The 22151-nt window shown below is 58.4% G+C and carries 19 protein-coding genes; 16 read left to right on the top strand and 3 right to left on the bottom strand.

Annotated elements, in window-relative coordinates; translation table 11 throughout:
- Positions 1 to 138: 138 nt before the first annotated feature.
- Entirely contained in the window at positions 139 to 1128 is a 990-nt protein-coding gene (gene tauA, locus KGB20_RS08400; protein ID WP_102669319.1) for a taurine ABC transporter substrate-binding protein, read from the bottom strand.
- 362 nt (positions 1129 to 1490) lie between these two features.
- Between tauA and KGB20_RS08395 the strand changes: the two genes are divergently transcribed.
- From KGB20_RS08395 to KGB20_RS08355, 9 genes are all read left to right on the top strand, one after another.
- Positions 1491 to 2822: an OprD family porin gene (locus KGB20_RS08395; protein WP_090452049.1), complete on the top strand. Its 1332-nt coding sequence runs from the start codon at positions 1491 to 1493 to the stop codon at positions 2820 to 2822.
- A gap of 412 nt (positions 2823 to 3234) precedes the next feature.
- Entirely contained in the window at positions 3235 to 4575 is a 1341-nt protein-coding gene (locus KGB20_RS08390) for an OprD family porin (RefSeq protein WP_154860928.1), read from the top strand.
- 293 nt (positions 4576 to 4868) lie between these two features.
- Positions 4869 to 5513 carry a peroxiredoxin gene (locus KGB20_RS08385; protein ID WP_223532191.1) on the top strand — a complete coding sequence of 215 codons (645 nt, stop codon included), beginning with the start codon at positions 4869 to 4871 and terminating at the stop codon, positions 5511 to 5513.
- Between the two features lie 334 nt (positions 5514 to 5847).
- Complete coding sequence (gene ssuE, locus KGB20_RS08380) at positions 5848 to 6441, top strand: NADPH-dependent FMN reductase (protein ID WP_007993145.1); 594 nt, start codon at positions 5848 to 5850, stop codon at positions 6439 to 6441.
- A 90-nt stretch (positions 6442 to 6531) separates the two neighbouring features.
- A complete protein-coding gene (locus tag KGB20_RS08375) occupies positions 6532 to 7497 on the top strand; it encodes a sulfonate ABC transporter substrate-binding protein (protein ID WP_057712844.1) in 966 nt (321 codons plus the stop codon).
- A 25-nt stretch (positions 7498 to 7522) separates the two neighbouring features.
- Positions 7523 to 8671 carry an FMNH2-dependent alkanesulfonate monooxygenase gene (gene ssuD / locus KGB20_RS08370; RefSeq protein ID WP_057712845.1) on the top strand — a complete coding sequence of 383 codons (1149 nt, stop codon included), beginning with the start codon at positions 7523 to 7525 and terminating at the stop codon, positions 8669 to 8671.
- Positions 8672 to 8680: 9 nt separating this feature from the next.
- A complete protein-coding gene (gene ssuC / locus KGB20_RS08365; RefSeq protein WP_057712846.1) occupies positions 8681 to 9463 on the top strand; it encodes an aliphatic sulfonate ABC transporter permease SsuC in 783 nt (260 codons plus the stop codon).
- Positions 9460 to 10266, top strand: a complete 807-nt coding sequence (gene ssuB / locus KGB20_RS08360) for an aliphatic sulfonates ABC transporter ATP-binding protein (protein ID WP_090452038.1) — start codon at positions 9460 to 9462, stop codon at positions 10264 to 10266. Before ssuC ends, ssuB begins: the two co-directional genes overlap by 4 nt.
- Before the next feature lie 33 nt (positions 10267 to 10299).
- On the top strand, positions 10300 to 10515 hold the full coding sequence (locus tag KGB20_RS08355) for a molybdopterin-binding protein (protein ID WP_007967989.1): 216 nt from the start codon (positions 10300 to 10302) through the stop codon (positions 10513 to 10515).
- Positions 10516 to 10707: 192 nt separating this feature from the next.
- Here the strand turns inward: KGB20_RS08355 and KGB20_RS08350 are convergent, their stop codons facing one another.
- Positions 10708 to 11340, bottom strand: coding sequence for a TetR/AcrR family transcriptional regulator (locus tag KGB20_RS08350; protein WP_057712848.1), 633 nt, complete (start codon positions 11338 to 11340; stop codon positions 10708 to 10710).
- Positions 11341 to 11620: 280 nt separating this feature from the next.
- Entirely contained in the window at positions 11621 to 12997 is a 1377-nt protein-coding gene (locus KGB20_RS08345) for a glutamine synthetase family protein (RefSeq protein ID WP_053163627.1), read from the bottom strand.
- A gap of 667 nt (positions 12998 to 13664) precedes the next feature.
- On the opposite strand from KGB20_RS08345, the gene KGB20_RS08340 reads away from it, so the two are divergent.
- The 7 genes from KGB20_RS08340 to KGB20_RS08310 all read left to right on the top strand — a co-directional run bounded on the left by KGB20_RS08340 (position 13665) and on the right by KGB20_RS08310 (position 22051).
- On the top strand, positions 13665 to 15023 hold the full coding sequence (locus tag KGB20_RS08340) for a glutamine synthetase family protein (RefSeq protein ID WP_150813754.1): 1359 nt from the start codon (positions 13665 to 13667) through the stop codon (positions 15021 to 15023).
- 59 nt (positions 15024 to 15082) lie between these two features.
- Positions 15083 to 16447: an aspartate aminotransferase family protein gene (locus KGB20_RS08335; protein ID WP_154860929.1), complete on the top strand. Its 1365-nt coding sequence runs from the start codon at positions 15083 to 15085 to the stop codon at positions 16445 to 16447.
- Positions 16448 to 16635: 188 nt separating this feature from the next.
- Complete coding sequence (locus KGB20_RS08330; RefSeq protein WP_090452031.1) at positions 16636 to 17748, top strand: polyamine ABC transporter substrate-binding protein; 1113 nt, start codon at positions 16636 to 16638, stop codon at positions 17746 to 17748.
- Positions 17749 to 17936: 188 nt separating this feature from the next.
- Positions 17937 to 19034 carry a polyamine ABC transporter substrate-binding protein gene (locus KGB20_RS08325; protein WP_057712852.1) on the top strand — a complete coding sequence of 366 codons (1098 nt, stop codon included), beginning with the start codon at positions 17937 to 17939 and terminating at the stop codon, positions 19032 to 19034.
- A gap of 70 nt (positions 19035 to 19104) precedes the next feature.
- On the top strand, positions 19105 to 20247 hold the full coding sequence (locus KGB20_RS08320) for an ABC transporter ATP-binding protein (protein WP_090452027.1): 1143 nt from the start codon (positions 19105 to 19107) through the stop codon (positions 20245 to 20247).
- 35 nt (positions 20248 to 20282) lie between these two features.
- A complete protein-coding gene (locus KGB20_RS08315) occupies positions 20283 to 21164 on the top strand; it encodes an ABC transporter permease subunit (protein ID WP_173677919.1) in 882 nt (293 codons plus the stop codon).
- Positions 21161 to 22051, top strand: a complete 891-nt coding sequence (locus KGB20_RS08310; RefSeq protein ID WP_057712854.1) for an ABC transporter permease subunit — start codon at positions 21161 to 21163, stop codon at positions 22049 to 22051. Before KGB20_RS08315 ends, KGB20_RS08310 begins: the two co-directional genes overlap by 4 nt.
- Positions 22052 to 22151 lie beyond the last annotated feature (100 nt).

Below are 22151 nucleotides of genomic sequence, written 5' to 3'. Positions count from 1 at the left end.
AGGATACGGTCCTTGTAGGAGCAGCCGGTCGACGCTCGATTGCTCGCGAAAATCGTGAACGATAACGCGTAAACCAGATGCCCAGTGGCGTCCTTGGGTTTTTCGCGAGCAGGCTCGCTCCTACAGAGGTCGGTGGTGTTACTCGGCGACAAACTTCGCGCTGACATACGGCGAGTAATCCGGCAGCACCGTCTCCACCTTCCCTTGTTCCTTCAAGAATTTCGCCGTCTCGCCAATGGCCTTGGCCGTGCCGCCGTCCAGCAGCGCGGTGCTCTGTTGCGCCTTGGCATCCGGGAATGCGGAACCGGCCAGTAACTCCGGCACATCGGCGGCATTGGCACCGGTCAGTTTGGCGATTTTCTGCACCGGTACCGAGTCGGCAGTCCAGCTGGCTTTATGCGCCGCGTAATCAGCAAAGGCGTCGAGGGTGACCTTGGCGAATCTGGCCACCACCTCCGGGTGCTTCTCGGCGTAATCCTTGCGTGCCACCCAGACCTCGAAGGTGGGGGCTCCCCATTGGCCTACCTGTGCAGCGTCGGTCAGGGTCTTGCCGCTCTTGCGGATTTCCCCCAGGGCTGGCGACCAGACAAACGCGCCATCAATATCTCCCCGCTTCCAGGCTGCCGCGATTTCCGCCGGCTGCAGGTTCACCACTTTGACTTTCGAACTGTCCAGGCCCCAGTGCTTCAACGCACCAAGCAGGCTGTAGTGGGAGGTTGAAACGAAAGGCGTGGCGATGGTCTTTCCGATCAGATCTTGTGGTTTTTCGATGCCGCTGCCATTGCGCACCACCAGCGCTTCGGCGGCATTGATCTGCGCCGAGACGATGAACGCGACAATCGGCAGGTTGCGCGAAGCGGCAGCGGCCAGCGGACTGGAGCCGAGATTGCCGATTTGTACATCGCCGGAGGCAATCGCCGTGACCACTTCCGGGCCGCTGTTGAAGCGTCGCCAGTCGATGGGCTGGCCGATGGTTTTTTCATAAAGGCCATCGGCCTGGGGGACTTTGCTGGGGTCGATTCCGGTTTGATAACCGACGGTGAGGTTCGCCGCCTGGGCGGTGAAAGAAAATGCGAGAGATACACAAACTGTAACAATTGGTCTGGATAGTGCGCGCTTGATCGTCATGGGGCTGCCTTTCTGTAAGGATTTGTTTCCGGATTGCGTCAGAAACTAATCGATCTAAAAAAGCAAATATAAATACCGTTTAGGAATTAGCTTATGAGCCGAACCCTTTGTTCTGGGGGGGCTGGAAATTGAGCGCTAAATTCCTAAACGGTATTAGAAAAGAATCGGGTAATTCTTTTCAGGTTCATGACGAATTCATGACCCGGCAGGGACCAAAAAATCGGGGGTTAGACAAAGGTCGTAGACACACATAGTTACGATTGACTTGTGGGTCACGGTCTGGCGCTAATCGCGCATCTTAGGATTTCGGGCGACGACTCGAGACCAGGAATACAAGAACTAGAATCGAGAGGAGCTACACAATGAACAAGTCCACCTTGGCTTTGGCCGTGGCCGTAGGGGTTTTGGCGCAGCAGGCAGGCGCCGCAGGTTTCCTGGAAGACAGCAAGGCGTCCATCAGTTCCCGGACCATGTATTACAACAACGATAACCGTGAAGGCGGTGCGGATCAGAAAGAGTCCGCAGAAGGCCTGAAATTCGATTATCTGTCCGGTTTCACCCAAGGCACTGTCGGTTTCGGTATCGACGCCCAGGCACTGCTGGGTATCCACCTGGACGGCGGCAAGGGTCACCACCCGGACAACAACACCTTCTTCCCAAGCGACAGCGATGGTTCGGCCGTGTCCGAATGGAGCCGTGCAGCCGCTAACGTCAAGGCGCGCTTCTCGAAGACCGAAGCCCACCTGGGTGGCGCCCTGGCACCCAACTTGCCGATCCTGGTCGCGAACGACAGCCGTCTGCTGCCACAGACCTTTGACGGTGGCACCATCACTTCGAAAGAAATCGACAACGTGACCTTCAACGCAGGTCAGTTGGAGCATTCGGCGGGTCGCGCCTCTTCGAACTCCACCGGCCTGGCCGTGGCTGGCGGCACAGAGGACAGCAACAAGTTCTACTACGGTGGTGCTGACTGGAAGGTCACCAAGGACCTGACCCTGCAGTACTACCACTCGAATCTGAAGGACTACTACAAGCAGGACTTCCTGGGCTTGATCCACGTGTTTCCGATCGACGCCAAACAGTCCTTCAAGACTGATATTCGCTACTTCGACAGCAGCTCCGACGGCAAGAACGGCGATCCGGGTTTCCGTTTCAACAACAACAACGGTTTCGCCAGGAACCCGGGCGAGGTCGATAACAAGACCTGGAGCGCCATGTTCACCTACACCCTGGGTGGCAACGCCTTCCTGCTCGGTCATCAGCGCGTCAGCGATGACGGCGGTTTTGTCTACCTGAACCAGGGCAACGTGGTTGATGGCAATGGCCGTCCGGAAGGCAACGGCGGCGCCAGCTTCTACCTGTTCACCGACTCCATGATCAACGGTTTTGTTCGTGCCGGTGAAAACACCACCTTCGGTCAGTACTCCTATGACTTCGCAGGACTGGGCGTGCCGGGCCTGAAAACTTCGATCGCCTACCTGCATGGCGACAACATCAAGGCTACCAACGGCAGCGGCCCTGATGGCTCCGAGTGGGAACGCGACATGCGGATCGACTACACCATCCAGCAGGGCGCTCTCAAAGGCTTCGGCGTAACGCTACGTAATGGTGTCTACCGTGGCAGTGAAGTCTCCAACAACCCTGATGTTGACCAGACTCGTCTGATCTTCAACTACACCTACAGCTTCCTGTAACAAGCCTTGTAAAAAAGCCTCGCCTGCTGGCGAGGTTTTTTTTGTCTGTTTTTTAATATTCCATAAAGATCTTTACTGATTATTTATTATTCTTTTTAGTTTTTAAATATCCCGCTTAAAGTGCGCCTGTCCGGCACTCATCCCTGAGCCCGGATTTGGCGATTTCGTCCCTCGACAATAGGTCAGGTGCAGGAATCGGCCTTGCCGCCGATACCTCGGCTCTGTCGTGGGAAGTCATATTCCTAAGTGATATTAAAAAATATCAAAAAATTCTTTTTGGCTTTAAGGCCATGTATCCTGCGGCCCGCCAAACGACCGGCCTAGACGGTTTGCCGCGAATTTATGCATTCAGGATCCCGGGCAATCGATTCGGGACCAGGAACATCAGAACTAGAAACGAGAGGAGCGAAACATGAACAAGTCCACCTTGGCCATGGCTGTGGCCGTCGGGGTTTTGACCCAGCAGGCAAGCGCCGCGGGTTTTATCGAAGACAGCAAGGCAACATTGGGGCTGCGTAACTTCTACATCAACACCGACTACCGTGACGGAGCCGGTGCCAACAAAAACGAAGAGTGGGGCCAAGGCTTCGATCTGCGTTTCATCTCCGGTTACACCCAGGGCACCGTCGGCTTCGGCATCGATGCGATCGGCCTGTTGGGCGTGAAACTGGATTCGGGCGGCGGTACCAACGGCGCCACGGCGACCTCTTACGGCGGCACGGTTTTCCCGAGCAAATCCAACGGCGAGGCAGTTGATGATTTCTCCAGCCTGGGCCTGACGGCCAAAGCCAAGGTTTCCCAGACCGAATTGAAGCTGGGCACCCTGCAGCCGAAAAACCCGGTGATCGTGACCAACGATGGTCGTCTGCTGCCGCAAACCTGGCAGGGTGGCCAGATCACGTCCGGCGACATCAAGGATCTGACCCTGGTTGGTGGCCAGATCGAAGCCGTTAAAGGCCGTAACTCCAGCAACAATGAGCAGATGTCGATTTCGGGCGCGAACACTCGCGGCACCAAATTCCGCGACAGCAACAAGTTCATCTATGCCGGTGGCGACTACAAGATCACCAAGGACCTGACGGCCCAGTACTACTACGGCAACCTGGAAGAGTTCTACAAGCAACACTTCCTGGGTCTGGTGCACAACTGGGCAATCGGCCCTGGCGTGTTGAAGTCGGATTTCCGTTATTTCAACAGCTCTGATGATGGTGCCAACGGTCACGACCCGCTGTACTTCACCACTGGCAACTACAACGCGCCAAACGGTAAAGGCAAGGTCGACAACAACCTGTACAGCGGCCTGTTCCTGTACACCGTTGCCGGTCACACCTTCGGTGGCGGTTATCAGGTCAGCAACGGCAGCAGCGATTTCCCTTGGCTGAACCAGGGCGACGGTTCGTCGAACTACACCATCACCGACGCGCAAATCCAGAAGTTCGGCCGTGCCGGCGAGCGTACCTGGCAAGCACGCTACTCCTATGACTTCGCCAAGGTCGGCGTACCTGGCCTGACGGCGGGTCTGGTTTACCTGCACGGCGACAACATCGATACCGTTAACGCCAAGGGTGGCGAGGCGGCCAATGGTGCTTCCGAGTGGGAGCGCGATCTGAGCGTGGCTTACGTCGTTCAGGAAGGTCCGCTGAAAAACCTGGGCCTGGCGTGGAAAAACGCGACCTGGCGCACCGACCTGCCGAACACGCGTTCGCAGGACGAAAACCGCCTGATCGTCAGCTACTCGATCCCGCTGTTGTAATAGCGCTCGCGTAACCGAGACAAAAAAAGCCCCGCCCGGTATTGCACCGGGCGGGGCTTTTACATTTTCAAGACGGGTTCACCCCCGTAATCCCGCCTTGAACTTCCCTCTTTGCAGTAACTCAAGGCCTTCTCGAACCTTGGGGGCGATGTTCGGCCGGTTGTGCGGGGTACGTCCAGTGAATAGATATTTAATATTTCTTTATGATCTAAATAAATCGATATTTATTCTTTTTAATAGATAAAAAACACAGGCACAGTTGAACCCATCAAGCACTCACAAGGAGCAGCACCATGGGTCTCAGACTTGGCGATATCGCCCCCGATTTCGAACAGAACTCCAGCGCCGGCACCATCCGTTTCCATCAGTGGCTGGGCGATAGTTGGGGCGTGCTGTTTTCCCATCCAGCGGACTTCACGCCGGTGTGCACGACTGAATTGGGCTTCACCGCCAAGCTCAAGGATGAGTTCGCAGCGCGCGGTGTCAAGGCCATCGCTTTGTCGGTGGACCCGGTGGAGTCGCACCACAGGTGGATCGAGGACATCAACGAAACCCAGGACACCGTGGTCAACTTTCCGATCCTGGATGACGCCGACCGCAAAGTCTCGGACCTCTACGACCTGATCCACCCCAACGCCAACGACACCCTGACCGTGCGCAGTCTGTTCGTGATCGACCCGAAGAAAAAGGTCCGGCTGACGATTACCTACCCGGCGAGCACTGGCCGCAATTTCAATGAAATCCTTCGGGTGATCGACTCGCTGCAACTCACCGACAACTACAAGGTGGCCACACCGGCCAACTGGCAGGACGGTGATGAGGTGGTGATCGTGCCGTCGCTTAAGGATGAGGATGAGGATGAAATCAAACAGCGTTTTCCCAAGGGCTATCGAGCGGTTAAGCCTTACTTGCGCCTGACGCCGCAGCCTAATCGGTGAGTCATCAATATTTACGGTGTGGCTGATGCCGCCTTCGCGAGCAAGCCCGCTCCCACATTTGTCCGCGTACCCCCTTGTGGGAGCGGGCTTGCTCGCGAAGGCGTCGGGTCAGACACCACAGGTTTCACAGTTAACAGCATCCACAAAGCAGGGGATTTCAGGCCGTTTCGACGGCCTGTTTTTTTGCCTGGAAGAAACAGCTTTATATATTTCTTAAAGGTATAACCAAATGAATAAATATGATTTATGGATATATAAATCAGCTGTTAAGGTCACTCCATCGAAGCGAGATCGCAAACCGCGAATCGCCAACACCGTGCAAGGAATCGTCTGAATGTTGGTTGTCTCACTCGGTGGCAGTCCCAGTCAGCGCTCTCGATCCGGGGTGCTGCTGGATCGCTCCCAGCGTTGGTTACAGGGGCAGGGCGTGGAAGTGGTGAGTTATCAGGTACGGGACTTCCCGGCCGAGGACTTGCTGCACGCACGCTTCGACAGCCCCAAGGTGATCGACTTGTTGCAACAAATTGAAAACGCCGATGGCCTGCTGATCGCCACACCGGTTTACAAAGCATCGTTTTCCGGAGCACTGAAGGTCGTGCTGGATTTGCTGCCCGAACGCGCCTTGAGCCACAAGGTGGTTCTGCCGATGGCCACTGGCGGCAGCATCGCCCACATGCTGGCGGTGGATTACGCGCTCAAGCCGGTGCTGTCGGCATTGAAGGCCCAGGAAATGCTGCAAGGCATTTTCGCCGTCGACAGCCAGATCGCCTACGGCGAAGGCAGCGCCCTGGCGCAGTTGGCGCCGGAGCTGGAACAACGACTGAATGAATCGCTTGAGCTGTTTTTCAGCGCCATGGCGCGACGGCCCAAGCCGCTCGATCCGAACCTGTTGAATGATCGTTTGTTGAGTGCTCGCTGGAGCATTTAAGCCTCACCGAAAAATTGAAGTACTGGCCTTACTCGCCCGCCAACGGGCAAGCAGGTGCAGCCAAAACCCAACTGCAAAAAGGAGAGCGCCATGCGCCCTGTCATTTTGCGTCGTGGTCTGGTCGCTCTGTTTGCTGCGGCTGTCACCTTCGGCGCCATTACTCAAGCTCAGGCCGAGACTTTACGAATCGGCTATCAGAAATACGGCACCCTGGTGCTGCTCAAAGCCAAAGGCACCCTGGAAAAACGCCTCGCCGCCCAAGGCGTGGACGTGCAATGGACGGAATTCCCCGGTGGCCCGCAACTGCTTGAAGGCCTGAACGTCGGCTCCATCGACTTCGGTGTCACCGGTGAAACTCCGCCAGTGTTCGCCCAGGCGGCCGGTGCTGATTTGCTCTACGTCGCCTACGAACCGCCAGCGCCGCACAGTGAGGCGATCCTTGTGCCGAAGGACTCGGCGATCAAATCGGTGGCGGACCTCAAGGGCAAGAAAGTCGTCCTCAACAAAGGCTCCAACGTGCACTACCTGCTGGTGCGTGCACTGGAAGACGCCGGCCTCAAATACACCGACATCCAGACCGTATTCCTGCCGCCGGCCGATGCCCGCGCCGCGTTCGAACGTGGCAGTGTCGACGCCTGGGTGATCTGGGACCCCTACCAGGCCGCCGCCGAACAACAGTTGCAAGCGCGCACTCTGCGCGATGGCCAGGGCATCGTCGACAACCATCAGTTCTACCTGGCGACTAAACCTTATGCGCAGAAAAATCCCGAGGTGATCAAGACCCTGGTGGAAGAAGTGCGCGCGGTGGGCGAGTGGTCCAAGGCTAACCCGCAAGAGGTGACCCAACAGGTTTCACCGCTGCTCGGCCTGCCAGCCGACATCACCCTGACCTCGGTGAAACGCCAGGGCTATGGCGCGTTGTTCCTGACTCCGGAAGTGGTCGCGGCGCAGCAGAAAATTGCCGACAGCTTCTACCAGCTCAAGTTGATTCCCAAGCCGTTGAGCATCAAAGACGTGATCTGGACGCCGCCGGCCGCCGTTGCCAAAGCCCAATAAATCGATTCCCCAAGGAGACCACTCCATGAGCCTCAATATTTTCTGGTTCCTGCCTACCCACGGCGACGGCCATTACCTTGGCACCGCCGAAGGCGCCCGCGCCGTTGATCACGGTTACCTGCAACAAGTCGCGCAAGCCGCTGACCGCCTGGGTTTTGGCGGGGTACTGATTCCGACCGGACGCTCCTGCGAAGACTCTTGGTTGGTGGCGGCATCGCTGATTCCTGTGACCCAGCGTTTGAAGTTCCTTGTCGCCCTGCGCCCCGGGATCATTTCCCCGACGGTGGCGGCGCGTCAGGCCGCGACCCTGGATCGACTGTCCGGCGGTCGTGCGCTGTTCAACCTGGTGACGGGCGGTGACCCGGAAGAGTTGGCGGGCGATGGTCTGTTCCTCAGCCACGAAGAACGCTATCAGGCCTCGGTGGAATTCACCCGCATCTGGCGCCGGGTACTGGAAGGTGAAACCGTCGATTACGACGGCCAGCACATCAGCGTGAAGGGCGCGAAGTTACTCTATCCGCCGATCCAGCAGCCGCGTCCGCCCCTGTACTTCGGCGGCTCCTCGGAAGCTGCGCAAGACCTGGCCGCCGAACAGGTGGAAATGGTTCTGACCTGGGGCGAGCCACCGGCCGCCGTCGCGGAAAAAATCGAACAGGTCCGTGCCAAGGCCGCCAAGCTTGGACGCACCGTGCGCTTCGGCATTCGCCTGCACGTGATCGTGCGCGAAACCAACGATGAAGCCTGGAAAGCCGCGGATCGGCTGATCTCCCATCTCGACAACGAGACCATCGCTCGTGCCCAGGCTTCGCTGGCGCGTTTCGATTCGGTCGGTCAGCAACGCATGGCCGCATTGCACGGCGGCAATCGCGACAACCTGGAGGTCAGCCCTAACCTGTGGGCCGGCGTTGGTCTGGTGCGCGGCGGTGCCGGTACGGCGCTGGTGGGCGATGGTCCGACCGTGGCCGCCCGCGTGAAGGAGTACGCGGACCTGGGCATCGATACCTTCATCTTCTCCGGTTATCCACACCTGGAAGAGTCGTACCGGGTGGCCGAGTTGCTGTTCCCGCACCTCGATGTCGAGCGTCCTGAACTGCCGAAGAGCGCCGGTTACGTCAGCCCGTTCGGCGAGATGGTCGCCAACGACATTCTTCCCAAAGCCGCGTCCCAGAGCTGAGGCGCGGTCATGAAAAAAATCATCCACAGCCTGGCGCCCTGGGCGTTGCCGGTGTTGTTGCTGGCGGTATGGCAGTTGAGTGTGTCGGCGGGTTGGTTGTCGACACGGATCCTGCCGGCACCCATCGCCGTCATCGAGGCCGGTGTAAGTCTGGTGCGCAGTGGCGAAATCTGGACACACCTGGCGATCAGTGGCTGGCGTGCCGCGCTGGGCTTCACCATCGGTGGTGGTATTGGCCTGACGCTCGGCTTCATCACCGGCCTGTCGAAGTGGGGCGAACGCCTGCTCGACAGTTCGGTGCAGATGATCCGCAATGTGCCGCACCTGGCGCTGATTCCACTGGTGATCCTGTGGTTCGGCATCGACGAGTCGGCGAAGATTTTCCTGGTGGCGCTGGGCACGTTGTTCCCGATCTACCTCAACACCTATCACGGCATCCGCAACGTCGACCCGGCGTTGGTGGAGATGGCGCGTAGCTATGGCCTGAGCGGTTTCAGCCTGTTCTGGCAGGTGATTCTGCCGGGGGCGCTGCCTTCGATTCTGGTCGGCGTGCGCTTCGCCCTGGGCTTCATGTGGCTGACGTTGATCGTGGCGGAAACCATTTCCGCGAGTTCCGGCATCGGCTATCTGGCCATGAATGCCCGGGAGTTCTTGCAGACCGACGTGGTGGTGCTGGCGATTCTGCTGTACGCGGTGCTCGGCAAACTGGCCGATCTCGCGGCCCGTGGACTTGAGCGTGTCTGGCTGCGCTGGCACCCGGCCTATCAGGTTGCCAAGGGAGGTGCGGCATGATTGCGGAGCAACCTCCACGCCTGCTGCGCGGCATTCCGCTGGCGGTGCGCAAGCTGCAAAAGACCTTCGGCTCGCGGCAGGTGCTGCGCGAGATCGACTTGCACATTCCTGCGGGCCAGTTTGTTGCCGTGGTCGGTCGCAGTGGCTGCGGCAAAAGTACCTTGCTGCGCTTGCTCGCCGGTCTTGATCAACCAACCGGCGGTGAGTTGCTCGCCGGTGCCGCGCCATTGAGCGACGCGCGGGAAGACACGCGGCTGATGTTCCAGGAAGCGCGTTTGCTGCCCTGGAAAAAGATCATCGACAACGTCGGTCTGGGCCTCAAGGGCAACTGGCGGCCGCAAGCGCTTGCAGCTTTGGAGGCGGTGGGCCTGGCCGATCGCGCCCACGAGTGGCCGGCAGCGCTGTCCGGTGGACAGAAGCAACGCGTGGCGTTGGCCCGTGCGTTGATTCATCAGCCGCGCCTGCTGCTGCTCGACGAGCCCTTGGGGGCACTGGATGCCCTAACCCGAATTGAAATGCAGCAACTGATTGAACGGCTCTGGCAGCAGCACGGTTTCACGGTGTTGCTGGTGACCCATGACGTCAGTGAAGCCGTGGCGATTGCCGATCGGGTGATCCTGATCGAAGACGGCGAAGTCGGCCTCGACCTGCACGTGGAACTGCCGCGCCCTCGGGTTCGTGGCTCCCATCGGCTGGCGGCACTGGAAACCGAAGTCCTCAATCGCGTGCTGGCGCTGCCCGGCCAACCGCCGGAACCGGAACCTGTTTCACCCTTGCCTACGCAATTGCGCTGGGCTCAATAACTCAAGTCTTACCCAACGACAGGAATCAACATCATGACTATCAAGGCCATCAACGTTCGCAACCAGTTCAAAGGCTCCATCAAGGAAATCGTCCTCGGCGACGTGCTGTCGGAAATCGACGTGCAGACCGCGTCCGGCATTGTCACTTCGGTGATCACCACACGCTCGGTGAAAGAGCTGGAACTGGCGGTCGGCAGTGAAGTGATCGCGTTTGTGAAATCCACCGAGGTGTCGATCGCCAAGTTGTAAGCCACATGCGTAAACAACAACCCCGAAGGGTTTGAGCCCTTCGGGGTTTTTCATGTGTGTTTGTCTTGAGCTGAGCGGTGCGGCCATCGCGAGCAAGCTCGCTCCCACAGGATTATTTGTCGTTCACAGAATCTGAATTCACTGAAGATCCTTGTGGGAGCGAGCTTGCTCGCGATGAGGTCAGTGAGCGCACTAGAGGTTCCGCTTGGGCAGATACGGTGGCAAATACAACCCCACATAAGCATCAAACACCCGCATCCCTTCCTCGGCCATGCGCGGCGTAATCTGCCCGTGCTGCTGCACCGAGCGCGCATACACCCGGTCGCCCAGCTCCATGGCCAGGGCGAACACATCGACATCACTCGGCAAGGTCGGCAGCTCGAAGTGATGGTCGAACAGCTTGTGCATCAGGTCGCCCAGTTCGATGTCGTGCTGGCGGTCGGCCTGGGTGACTTCGGTCAGGCCGTGCTGGGCCAGAATGAGTTGGCGGGCGGCAGCATCCTCTGCGTAGATGTCGAGCATGCGTTGTTCCACCAGTCGCGACAGATCGCGCCAGCCATTCAAGGCGTGGTGGTCGATAGGGGCTTGCAGGCAGGCGCGGAAGGCCGCATGGACGTCGGCGGTCAAGGCTTCGAGCAACGCCGGCACGCTGGCGAAGAAGTGGTAGACCGAGGAGGGCGGAATCTCCGCGCGCTCGGCGACGCTGTAGATCGACAGGCTGGCCACGCCCTCGGCAGCCAGCAGCGTGCGGGCCGCATCGAGTATCGAATCGATCCGGGCCTGGCTGCGTGCGCGGGGTTTGCGGGGGGTGGCTACGCGTGTCATTGGAGTCTCCTGCGGGGCTGCGGGCATTGTACGCAGAGCGCGAGGATGATCCATACCCTGTGGCGAGGGGGCTTGCCCCCGTTGGAGGGCGAAGCACTCCCAAACCCGGTAATCGCGGTATGTCTGATACACATGAGGGTGCATTTTTTGGGGCTGCTGTGCAGCCCAACGGGGCGGTGCGGCGTCCCGACAAGCCCCCTCGCCACAGGAGGCGGTGTTGGCCATAAAAAAACGCCGCCGGCCTTATCAGCCGGCGGCGTTCCTTTTTTACTGCAGCCGCTTACACGGTATGCAGGTACCAGTTGTACTCGAGGTCGGAGATGGAGTGTTCGAACTCCTCCAGCTCGCTCTCTTTACAGGCCACGAAGATATCGATGTATTTCGGATCGATGTACTTGGCCATGACTTCGCTGTCGTCCAGCTCGCGCAGTGCATCGCGCAGGTTGTTCGGCAGGCTCTGCTCGTTCTGCTCGTAGCTGTTGCCTTCGACCGGGGCGCCAGGCTCGATTTTGTTGGTCAGGCCGTGGTGCACGCCTGCCAGGACCGAAGCCATCAGCAGGTACGGGTTGGCATCGGCGCCGGCTACACGATGTTCGATGCGCACGGCGTCGGCGGAGCCGGTCGGTACGCGAATCGCCACGGTGCGGTTATCCAGGCCCCAGCACGGCGAGTTCGGCACGTAGAACTGTGCGCCGAAACGACGGTAGGAGTTGACGTTCGGGCAAAGGAAAGCCATCTGCGCCGGTAGGGTCTCGAGCACACCGCCGATCGCGTGACGCAGTGCGGCGTTCTGCTCGGGATCCTCACTGGCAAAAATGTTCTTGCCGTCTTTGTCGAGAATCGAGATGTGGACGTGCAGACCATTACCCGCCTGGCCTGGGTAAGGCTTGGCCATGAAGGTGGTGTCCATTTCATGGTCGTAGGCGATGTTCTTGATCAGGCGCTTGAGCAGGACCGCGTAGTCGCAGGCCTTGATCGGGTCAGCCACGTGGTGCAGGTTGACTTCGAACTGCGCCGGGGCACTTTCCTTGACGATGGCGTCGGCCGGAATGCCTTGCTCTTTGGCACCCTCCAGAATGTCCTGGAGGCAGTCGACGTATTCGTCGAGGTCGTCGATCAGGTAGACCTGAGTCGAGTGCGGACGTTTGCCGGAAACCGGCGAGCGCGGCGGTTGCGGACGACCGTTCACGTTCTCCTGGTCGATCAGGTAGAACTCCAGTTCGAACGCGGCACAGATGGTCAGGCCCATTTCGTCGAACTTGCGCACCACATTGGCCAGCACTTCACGCGGGTCGGCGAAGAATGGTTCGCCTTCGAGTTCGTGCATGGTCATCAACAGTTGCGCGGTCGGGCGCTTCTGCCATGGCTCGTTGCATAGGGTATCGGGGATTGGATAGCAGATTCGGTCAGCATCGCCGATGTCCAGGCCCAGGCCGGTGCTTTCCACCGTCGAGCCATTGATATCCAGAGCAAATAGAGAGGCCGGCAGGTTGATGCCTTTCTCGTAAACCTTGTGGAGGCTGGTGCGTTCGATGCGCTTGCCGCGCACCACACCATTCATATCCGCAATCAGAAGGTCAACGTACAGAACCTCAGGATGTTCCTTAAGGAACGCGTTCGCTTCGTTAAGCTGAACGGCACGCGGGGGTACCGACATGATGCAACACCTTTGTTGTTAAAAATATCAATCATTGATCTTTTCAGATTCCAGTCAACCCGAACGGCATGCCGAAGTCAAGCGAGGCCTTTTTTGCCCTAAAAAAGCGCCCGTGTGGCTTTTTTGAGGCACTTTGGGGCGTTTTTATGCCCTTGGCCTCTATGGCGCCCGCAGGCTTGAGCGGGCCGTGTTGTATTTTTTACGGGGGTGTTGTGTAAAAAAATGAACAAGGCTAAGCTCGAATCAAACCCATAACAGCAATAATACCGGGGTGCTTCATGTCTCGCCTGCCGATAATCGGCGTCACCGACTGCTCAAGACAGGTCGGTCGGCATGCTTGTCACATCAGTGATGACACGTCCGTCCGTTCTGTGGCCCCGGCGGTTCTGGTGATCCTCCCATCCGTGACGGTTCAACCGTCCCCGTCCGATATTCTGGACGGTCGCGATGGCACCCCCATTACGGTTACTCCATTCAATATAGAACCGATTCACAATAGCGGCCTGACCATTGTTCAGGGCACCGCTCGCGATTTTGCACGCCCGGCCTCTGCAGCCGTGTTGCCAAGCACGATAATCTGCCGCGCAAACGCTCTACAACGCGACGCCGATGCGTCAAACAACGCCTGACCTCAAAAGGGTCAGACAACTCAAGCCTAGAGGCATTTATGAGTAACAACCTCGACCAGCTCACCGATTGGTTGAAAAACCACAAGATCACAGAAGTCGAATGCATGATCGCCGACTTGACCGGGATTACCCGGGGCAAGATTTCGCCGACCAACAAATTTATCGCCGAAAAAGGCATGCGCCTGCCAGAAAGCGTTCTGTTGCAGACAGTGACCGGCGACTACGTCGAAGACGACATCTATTACGAACTGCTCGATCCGGCCGACATCGACATGATCTGCCGCCCCGACCAGAGCGCGGTGTACCTGGTGCCGTGGGCCATCGAGCCGACCGCCATCGTCATCCACGATACCTACGACAAGCAAGGCAACCCGATCGAGCTGTCGCCGCGCAACGTGCTCAAGAAAGTCCTGAAACTCTATACCGACAAAGGCTGGCAGCCGATCGTGGCGCCGGAAATGGAGTTTTACCTGACCAAGCGCAGTGACGACCCGGACTACCCGCTGCAACCGCCAATCGGCCGCTCCGGTCGCCCGGAAATCGGTCGCCAGTCGTTCTCCATTGAAGCCGCGAACGAATTCGATCCGTTGTTCGAAGACGTCTACGACTGGTGCGAATTGCAGGACCTGGACCTCGATACGCTGATCCACGAGGACGGCACGGCGCAGATGGAAATCAACTTCCGTCACGGCGATGCCCTGTCCCTGGCCGACCAGATCCTGGTGTTCAAGCGCACCATGCGCGAAGCCGCGCTCAAGCACGATGTGGCCGCGACCTTCATGGCCAAGCCAATGACCGGCGAGCCGGGCAGCGCCATGCACTTGCACCAGAGCGTCATCGACATCGAGACCGGCAAGAACATCTTCTCCAATGACGACGGGACCATGAGCCAGTTGTTCCTGCACCACATCGGTGGTCTGCAGAAACTCATTCCCGAGCTGTTGCCGCTGTTCGCACCCAACGTCAACTCATTCCGCCGCTTCCTGCCGGATACCTCGGCGCCGGTGAACGTGGAGTGGGGCGAAGAGAACCGCACCGTGGGCCTGCGGGTGCCGGATGCGGGGCCGCAAAACCGTCGGGTGGAAAACCGCCTGCCGGGCGCCGATGCCAACCCGTACCTGGCGATTGCCGCGAGCCTGCTCTGCGGTTACATCGGCATGGTCGAAGGCCTGAACCCGAGTGCGCCGGTAGTGGGGCGTGGCTATGAACGCCGCAACCTGCGCCTGCCGCTGACCATCGAAGACGCGCTTGAACGTATGGAAAACAGCGCGACCATCGAGCGTTACCTGGGCAAAAATTTCATCACTGGCTACGTTGCGGTCAAGCGGGCCGAGCATGAAAACTTCAAGCGCGTGATCAGTTCGTGGGAAAGGGAATTCCTGCTCTTTGCCGTCTGATACGCCGGGCGCCGCCGCTGCCTGGCGGCGCCTTCACGTGATTTTTTTAGGAGATTCGTATGACCAGCAACAATCCGCAAACCCGTGAATGGCAAACCCTGAGCAATGATCACCACCTGGCTCCGTTCAGCGATTTCAAGCAGCTGAAAGAGAAAGGCCCGCGGATCATCACCAACGCCAAGGGCGTTTACCTCTGGGACAGCGAAGGCAACAAGATCCTCGATGGCATGGCCGGCCTGTGGTGTGTCGCAATTGGTTATGGTCGCGATGAACTGGCCGATGCCGCCAGTAAACAGATGCGCGAACTGCCTTACTACAACCTGTTCTTCCAGACTGCGCATCCGCCGGTACTGGAACTGGCCAAGGCTATCGCCGACATCGCGCCTGAAGGCATGAACCACGTGTTCTTCACCGGTTCCGGCTCCGAAGGCAACGACACCATGCTGCGTATGGTTCGTCACTACTGGGCGATCAAGGGTCAGCCGAACAAGAAAGTCATCATCAGCCGCAAGAACGGCTATCACGGTTCCACCGTGGCCGGCGCGAGCCTGGGCGGTATGACGTACATGCACGAACAGGGCGACTTGCCGATCCCGGGCATCGTTCACATTGCCCAGCCGTACTGGTTCGGCGAAGGCGGCGAAATGACCCCGGAAGAGTTCGGTGTGTGGGCGGCCAATCAGCTGGAAGAAAAGATTCTGGAAGTCGGCGTCGACAACGTCGGTGCCTTTATTGCCGAGCCGATCCAGGGTGCCGGTGGCGTGATCATTCCGCCAGAGACTTACTGGCCGCGCATCAAGGAAATCCTCGCCAAGTACGACATTCTGTTCGTGGCTGACGAAGTGATTTGCGGTTTCGGTCGTACCGGCGAGTGGTTCGGCAGCGATTTCTACGACCTCAAGCCAGACATGATGACCATCGCCAAGGGTCTGACCTCGGGCTACATCCCGATGGGTGGTCTGATTGTGCGTGACGAAGTGGTGGACGTGCTCAATGAGGGCGGCGACTTCAACCACGGTTTCACCTACTCCGGGCACCCGGTGGCAGCGGCTGTGGGGCTGGAAAACATCCGCATCCTGCGCGACGAAAAAATTGTCGAGCGCGTGAAGTCCGAAACGGCACCGTATTTGCAAAAGCGTCTGCGGGAACTGAACGATCACCCGCTGGTGGGTGAAGTTCGTGGGGTGGGTCTGTTGGGGGCCATCGAACTGGTCCAGGACAAGGCCACACGCAAGCGTTTCGAAGGCAAGGGCGTCGGCATGATCTGCCGTCAGTTCTGCTTCGATAACGGCCTGATCATGCGCGCCGTCGGCGATACCATGATCATCGCTCCGCCACTGGTGATTACACCGGCGGAAATCGATGAACTGGTGACCAAGGCTCGCAAGTGTCTTGACCTGACCCTGAGTGCATTGCAGGGCTAAGTGCTAGGCTCTGAGCGGAGGTTCAAAGTTCTACATATGAAGTAGGAACTTTCGCTCAGAACTGTCAGAAAGCGTGGCCGTTTCCTTGAAAGACCGATGTGGATCTTGCCAGACTAGCCGCGGTTCCAGTTGCCCGGGTTCGGTCGCTGAACAAGTGGTTCAAAAAAGAAAAATTTGGAGCATTACGCATGAAGGCACTAGGTAAAAAGCTCGCTGGCAAGACTCTGCTTGCCATGTCCGTAATGGGTTTGATGGCCGGCGCGGTTCAGGCCGATGACAAAGTACTGCACGTGTACAACTGGTCCGACTACATCGCACCTGACACCGTCAAGAAGTTTGAAGACGAGTCGGGCATCAAGGTTGTCTATGACGTCTTCGACAGCAACGAAACCCTTGAAGCCAAGTTGCTGGCAGGCAAGTCCGGTTACGACATCGTTGTACCGTCGAACAACTTCCTGGCCAAGCAGATCAAGGCTGGCGTCTACCAGAAGCTGGACAAGTCCAAGCTGCCTAACTGGAAGAACCTGAACACTGACCTGCTCAAGGCCGTTTCCGTGAGCGACCCGGGTAACGAGCACGCCTTCCCGTACATGTGGGGTTCGATCGGTATCGGCTTCAATCCCGAGAAGGTCAAGGCTGCGCTGGGTGCCGACGCGCCGACCAACTCCTGGGACCTCTTGTTCAAACCTGAAAACGCCGCGAAGTTGAAGGCGTGCGGTATCAGTTTCCTCGATTCGCCAACCGAGATGATTCCGGTGGCATTGCACTACCTGGGCTATCCAACCGACAGCCAGGACAAGAAACAACTGGCCGAAGCCGAAGCGCTGTTCCTGAAAATTCGTCCTTCGGTAGGTTACTTCCACTCGTCCAAGTACATCTCCGACCTGGCCAACGGCAACATCTGCGTGGCCGTGGGTTACTCGGGTGACATTTACCAGGCCAAGTCCCGCGCGGAAGAAGCCGGTGGCAAGGTGAAAGTCAGCTACAACATTCCCAAAGAAGGTGCCGGCAGCTTCTACGACATGGTCGCCATCCCTAAAGATGCCGAAAACGTCGAAGGCGCCTACAAGTTCATGACCTTCCTGCAGAAGCCGGAAATCATGGCTGAAATCACCAACGCCGTGCGTTTCCCGAACGGTAATGCGGCTGCAACTGCGTTGGTCGATAAAGACATCACCAGTGACCCGGGCGTTTACCCGCCGGCGGACGTGCTGGCCAAGCTGTACGCGATTGCCGACTTGCCGGCCGCGACCCAGCGAATCATGACCCGCAGCTGGACCAAGATCAAATCCGGTAAATAAGCCGGTTTGATGCAACAACCTGTTGTCGTCACCCGCGCGGTGGCGGCAGCAGGTGTAATTAAATGACAGAAAGTTTTGCTGGAACGGTTTTTCGAGGGTAAGTTGCGCGCCGGTTTTGTTGCCGGGCAACCACGGTTGTCATGTAGCGCGGGGCAACTTGGGCCCAACTAATTTCAGAGGACCTCCACTTGCCTATTTTTTCTATGTTGCGCAATGCCATGCTGGTGGGTGCCGGGCTGACAGTTGCTGTCAGTGTCCAGGCCGCCGGTACCGTGCATATTTATAACTGGTCCGACTACATCGGCGAGACCACCCTGGCCGATTTCCAGAAAGAGACCGGTATCAAGCCGGTTTATGACGTCTTCGATTCCAACGAAACCCTGGAAGGTAAATTGCTGGCCGGGCGTACCGGCTACGACGTGGTCGTGCCGTCGAACCACTTCCTCGGCAAGCAGATCAAGGCCGGGGCATTCCAGAAGCTCGACAAGTCGCAGCTGCCGAACTATTCGAACCTCGATCCAGTGCTGCTCAAGCGCCTGGAACAGAACGATCCGGGCAACCTGTACGCCGTGCCGTACCTGTGGGGCACCAACGGCATCGGTTACAACGTCGACAAGGTCAAGGCTGTGCTGGGCGTCGATACGATTGATTCGTGGGGCGTGCTGTTCGAGCCGCAGAACATCAAGAAACTGCAAAGCTGTGGCGTCGCATTCCTCGACTCCGCCGATGAAATGATGCCGACAGTGCTCAATTACATGGGCCTGAACGCTAACAGCACTGATCCCAAGGACTACGAAAAGGCCACCGCCAAGTTGCTTGCAGTGCGGCCTTACGTGACCTACTTCCATTCCTCCAAGTACATCGCGGATCTGGCCAACGGCGATATCTGCGTGGCGATCGGTTTCTCCGGCGACATCTTCCAGGCCAAGAACCGCGCCGAAGAAGCCAAGAAAGGCGTGAACATCGCCTACTCGATTCCGAAAGAGGGTGGTGCGCTCTGGTTCGACATGCTGGCGATTCCGAAGGACTCGGCCAACGTCAAGCAGGCCCACGCCTTCATCAACTATTTGCTCAAGCCTGAGGTGATTGCCCAGGTCAGCGATTACGTCGGCTATGCCAACCCTAACCCGGGGTCGGACAAACTGATGGAACAGTCCATTCGCACCGACGAAGCGGTTTATCCACCGCAAGAGGTGCTCGACAAGACCTACGTGTCGGTCGAGTTACCGCCGAATATTCAACGTTTGATGACCCGCAGCTGGACCAAGGTCAAGTCGGGTAAATAGTTTCAAGGCTCAAACTATCCAAGGTTCGCTCACCTTGAGCGAACTGAAAATTTTGTTGGGAGTTTCGTAAATGGCAGTTGCCTCCGGCGCCTATAAGAAAGCCCTCGAGGGCGACCAGTCACCTAAACAGGTGCTGGTCAAAATCGACCGGGTCACGAAGAAGTTCGACGAGACGATTGCCGTGGACGATGTGTCCCTGGAAATCAAGAAAGGCGAAATTTTCGCCCTGCTCGGCGGTTCGGGATCGGGCAAATCCACTTTGCTGCGCATGCTCGCAGGTTTCGAACGGCCCACGGAGGGGCGCATTTTCCTCGATGGCGTAGACATCACTGATATGCCGCCATACGAGCGGCCGATCAACATGATGTTCCAGTCCTACGCCTTGTTCCCGCACATGACCGTGGCGCAGAACATCGCCTTTGGCCTCAAGCAGGACAAACTGCCGGCGTCAGAGATCGACGCCCGCGTGGCCGACATGCTCAAGCTGGTACAGATGAGCCAGTACGCCAAGCGCAAACCGCATCAGTTGTCCGGTGGTCAGCGTCAGCGTGTGGCCCTGGCCCGTTCCCTGGCCAAGCGCCCGAAGCTGCTGCTGCTCGACGAGCCGATGGGCGCACTGGATAAAAAACTGCGTTCGCAAATGCAGTTGGAGCTGGTGGAGATCATCGAGCGCGTCGGCGTAACCTGCGTGATGGTGACCCACGATCAGGAAGAGGCCATGACCATGGCCGAGCGTATCGCGATCATGCACCTGGGCTGGATCGCCCAGATCGGCAGCCCGATCGACATCTACGAAACCCCGACCAGTCGCCTGGTCTGCGAATTCATCGGCAACGTGAACATCTTCGAAGGCGAAGTGATCGACGACGCCGAAGGTCACGCGATCATTACCTGCAAAGACCTGGATCGTCAGATCTACGTCGGCCACGGCATCAGCACTTCGGTGCAGGACAAGTCGGTCACCTACGCGATCCGTCCGGAAAAACTGCTGGTCACCGCCGACATGCCGACCTGCCAGTACAACTGGTCCAGCGGCAAAGTGCACGACATCGCCTACCTGGGTGGGCACTCGGTGTTCTACGTCGAATTGCCAAGCGGCAAGCTGGTGCAGTCGTTCGTGGCCAACGCCGAGCGTCGCGGGCAGCGTCCGACCTGGGGTGATCAGGTCTACGTGTACTGGGAAGACGACAGCGGCGTGGTGCTGCGCTCATGAACATGCGCAAATTCAAGCGTCGACTCAATCGAATAATTCCCGGTGGCCGTCAGATGGTCATCGGGGTTCCCTTCATCTGGCTGTTCCTGTTCTTCATGCTGCCGTTCTTCATCGTACTGAAGATCAGCTTCGCCGAAGCGGACGTGGCCATTCCGCCATACACCGAGATCTACAGCTACGCCGAGCAGAAGTTGCAGTTGCTGCTTAACCTGGGCAACTACGCGATGCTGGCCGGTGACGAGCTGTACATCGCCGCTTACCTCGGCTCGTTGAAGATGGCGTTTTTCAGCACCATCCTCTGCCTGCTGATTGGCTACCCGATGGCCTACGGCATCTCCGTTGCCCGCAAGGAAGTGCAAACGGTGCTGGTGCTGCTGATCATGATGCCGACCTGGACCGCGATCCTGATCCGCGTTTACGCGTGGATGGGCATCCTCAGCAATAACGGCCTGCTCAACGGGTTCCTGATGAGCATGGGCTGGATCGACGAGCCGCTGCAGATCCTCAACACCAACCTGGCGGTCTACATCGGCGTGGTTTATTCCTACCTGCCGTTCATGATCCTGCCGCTGTACGCCAACCTGGTGAAGCACGACCAGAGCCTGCTGGAAGCTGCGTCGGACTTGGGTTCGAGCACGTTCAACAGCTTCTGGAAAATCACCGTGCCGCTGTCGAAAAACGGCATCATTGCCGGCTGCATGCTGGTGTTCATCCCGGTGGTGGGTGAGTTCGTGATCCCGGAACTGCTCGGTGGTCCGGAAACCCTGATGATCGGTAAAGTGCTCTGGCAAGAGTTCTTCAACAACCGTGACTGGCCGGTGGCGTCTGCCCTGGCGGTAGTGATGCTGGCGATCCTGATTGTGCCGATCATCCTGTTCAACCGCAGTCAGGCCAAGGAAATGGAGGGTAAAGAATGAAGCGCTTCCGTTTCTCCAGCCTGATGCTGGTACTGGGTCTGTTGTTCATCTACCTGCCGATGCTGATCCTGGTGATTTACTCGTTCAACGCCTCGAAACTGGTGACGGTGTGGGGTGGCTGGTCGATCAAGTGGTACGTCGGCCTGCTCGACAACAGCCAACTGATGGGCTCGGTGGTGCGCTCGCTGGAAATCGCCTGCTACACCGCCATCGCGGCGGTGGCACTGGGTACATTGGCGGCGTTCGTCCTGACGCGCATTACGCGCTTCAAGGGCCGTACCCTGTTCGGTGGCCTGGTCACTGCGCCGCTGGTCATGCCTGAGGTGATCACCGGTCTGTCGCTGTTGCTGCTGTTCGTGGCCATGGCGCAGATGATCGGCTGGCCGCAGGAACGCGGCATCGTCACCATCTGGATCGCCCACACCACGTTCTGTGCGGCCTATGTGGCGGTGGTGGTCTCGGCACGCTTGCGTGAGCTGGACCTGTCCATCGAAGAAGCGGCCATGGACCTCGGTGCACGGCCGTGGAAGGTGTTCTTCCTGATCACCATCCCGATGATCGCGCCATCGCTGGCAGCGGGCGGCATGATGTCGTTCGCCCTGTCGCTGGATGACCTCGTGCTGGCGAGCTTCGTGTCCGGCCCGGGTTCCACGACCCTGCCGATGGAAGTGTTCTCGGCGGTCCGTCTGGGGGTCAAACCCGAGATCAACGCCGTGGCCAGCCTGATCCTGCTGGCGGTGTCCATCGTGACCTTCCTCGTCTGGTTCTTCAGCCGTCGCGCCGAAGAGAGCCGTCGTCGTGCGATCCAGCAGGCGATCGAAGAAGCGGCAGCCGACTCGTGGAAGCAACCGGACGTGCGTCGCGCGCAGGCGCCGGAAGCGGCTTGAGCCTGACGTCGGGTTGACCACGCTCTTGTGATCAACCCAATCCAAAATGTGGGAGCGGGCTTGCTCGCGAAAGCGTTGTGTCAGTCAATGTGGATGTAGA

Origin of the sequence: Pseudomonas sp. BF-R-30, from assembly GCF_019956175.1 — a bacterium.
GTDB lineage: Bacteria > Pseudomonadota > Gammaproteobacteria > Pseudomonadales > Pseudomonadaceae > Aquipseudomonas > Aquipseudomonas jessenii.
Note: the sequence above shows the minus strand (reverse complement) of the source record. Positions and strands in the feature narration are given on the sequence as shown.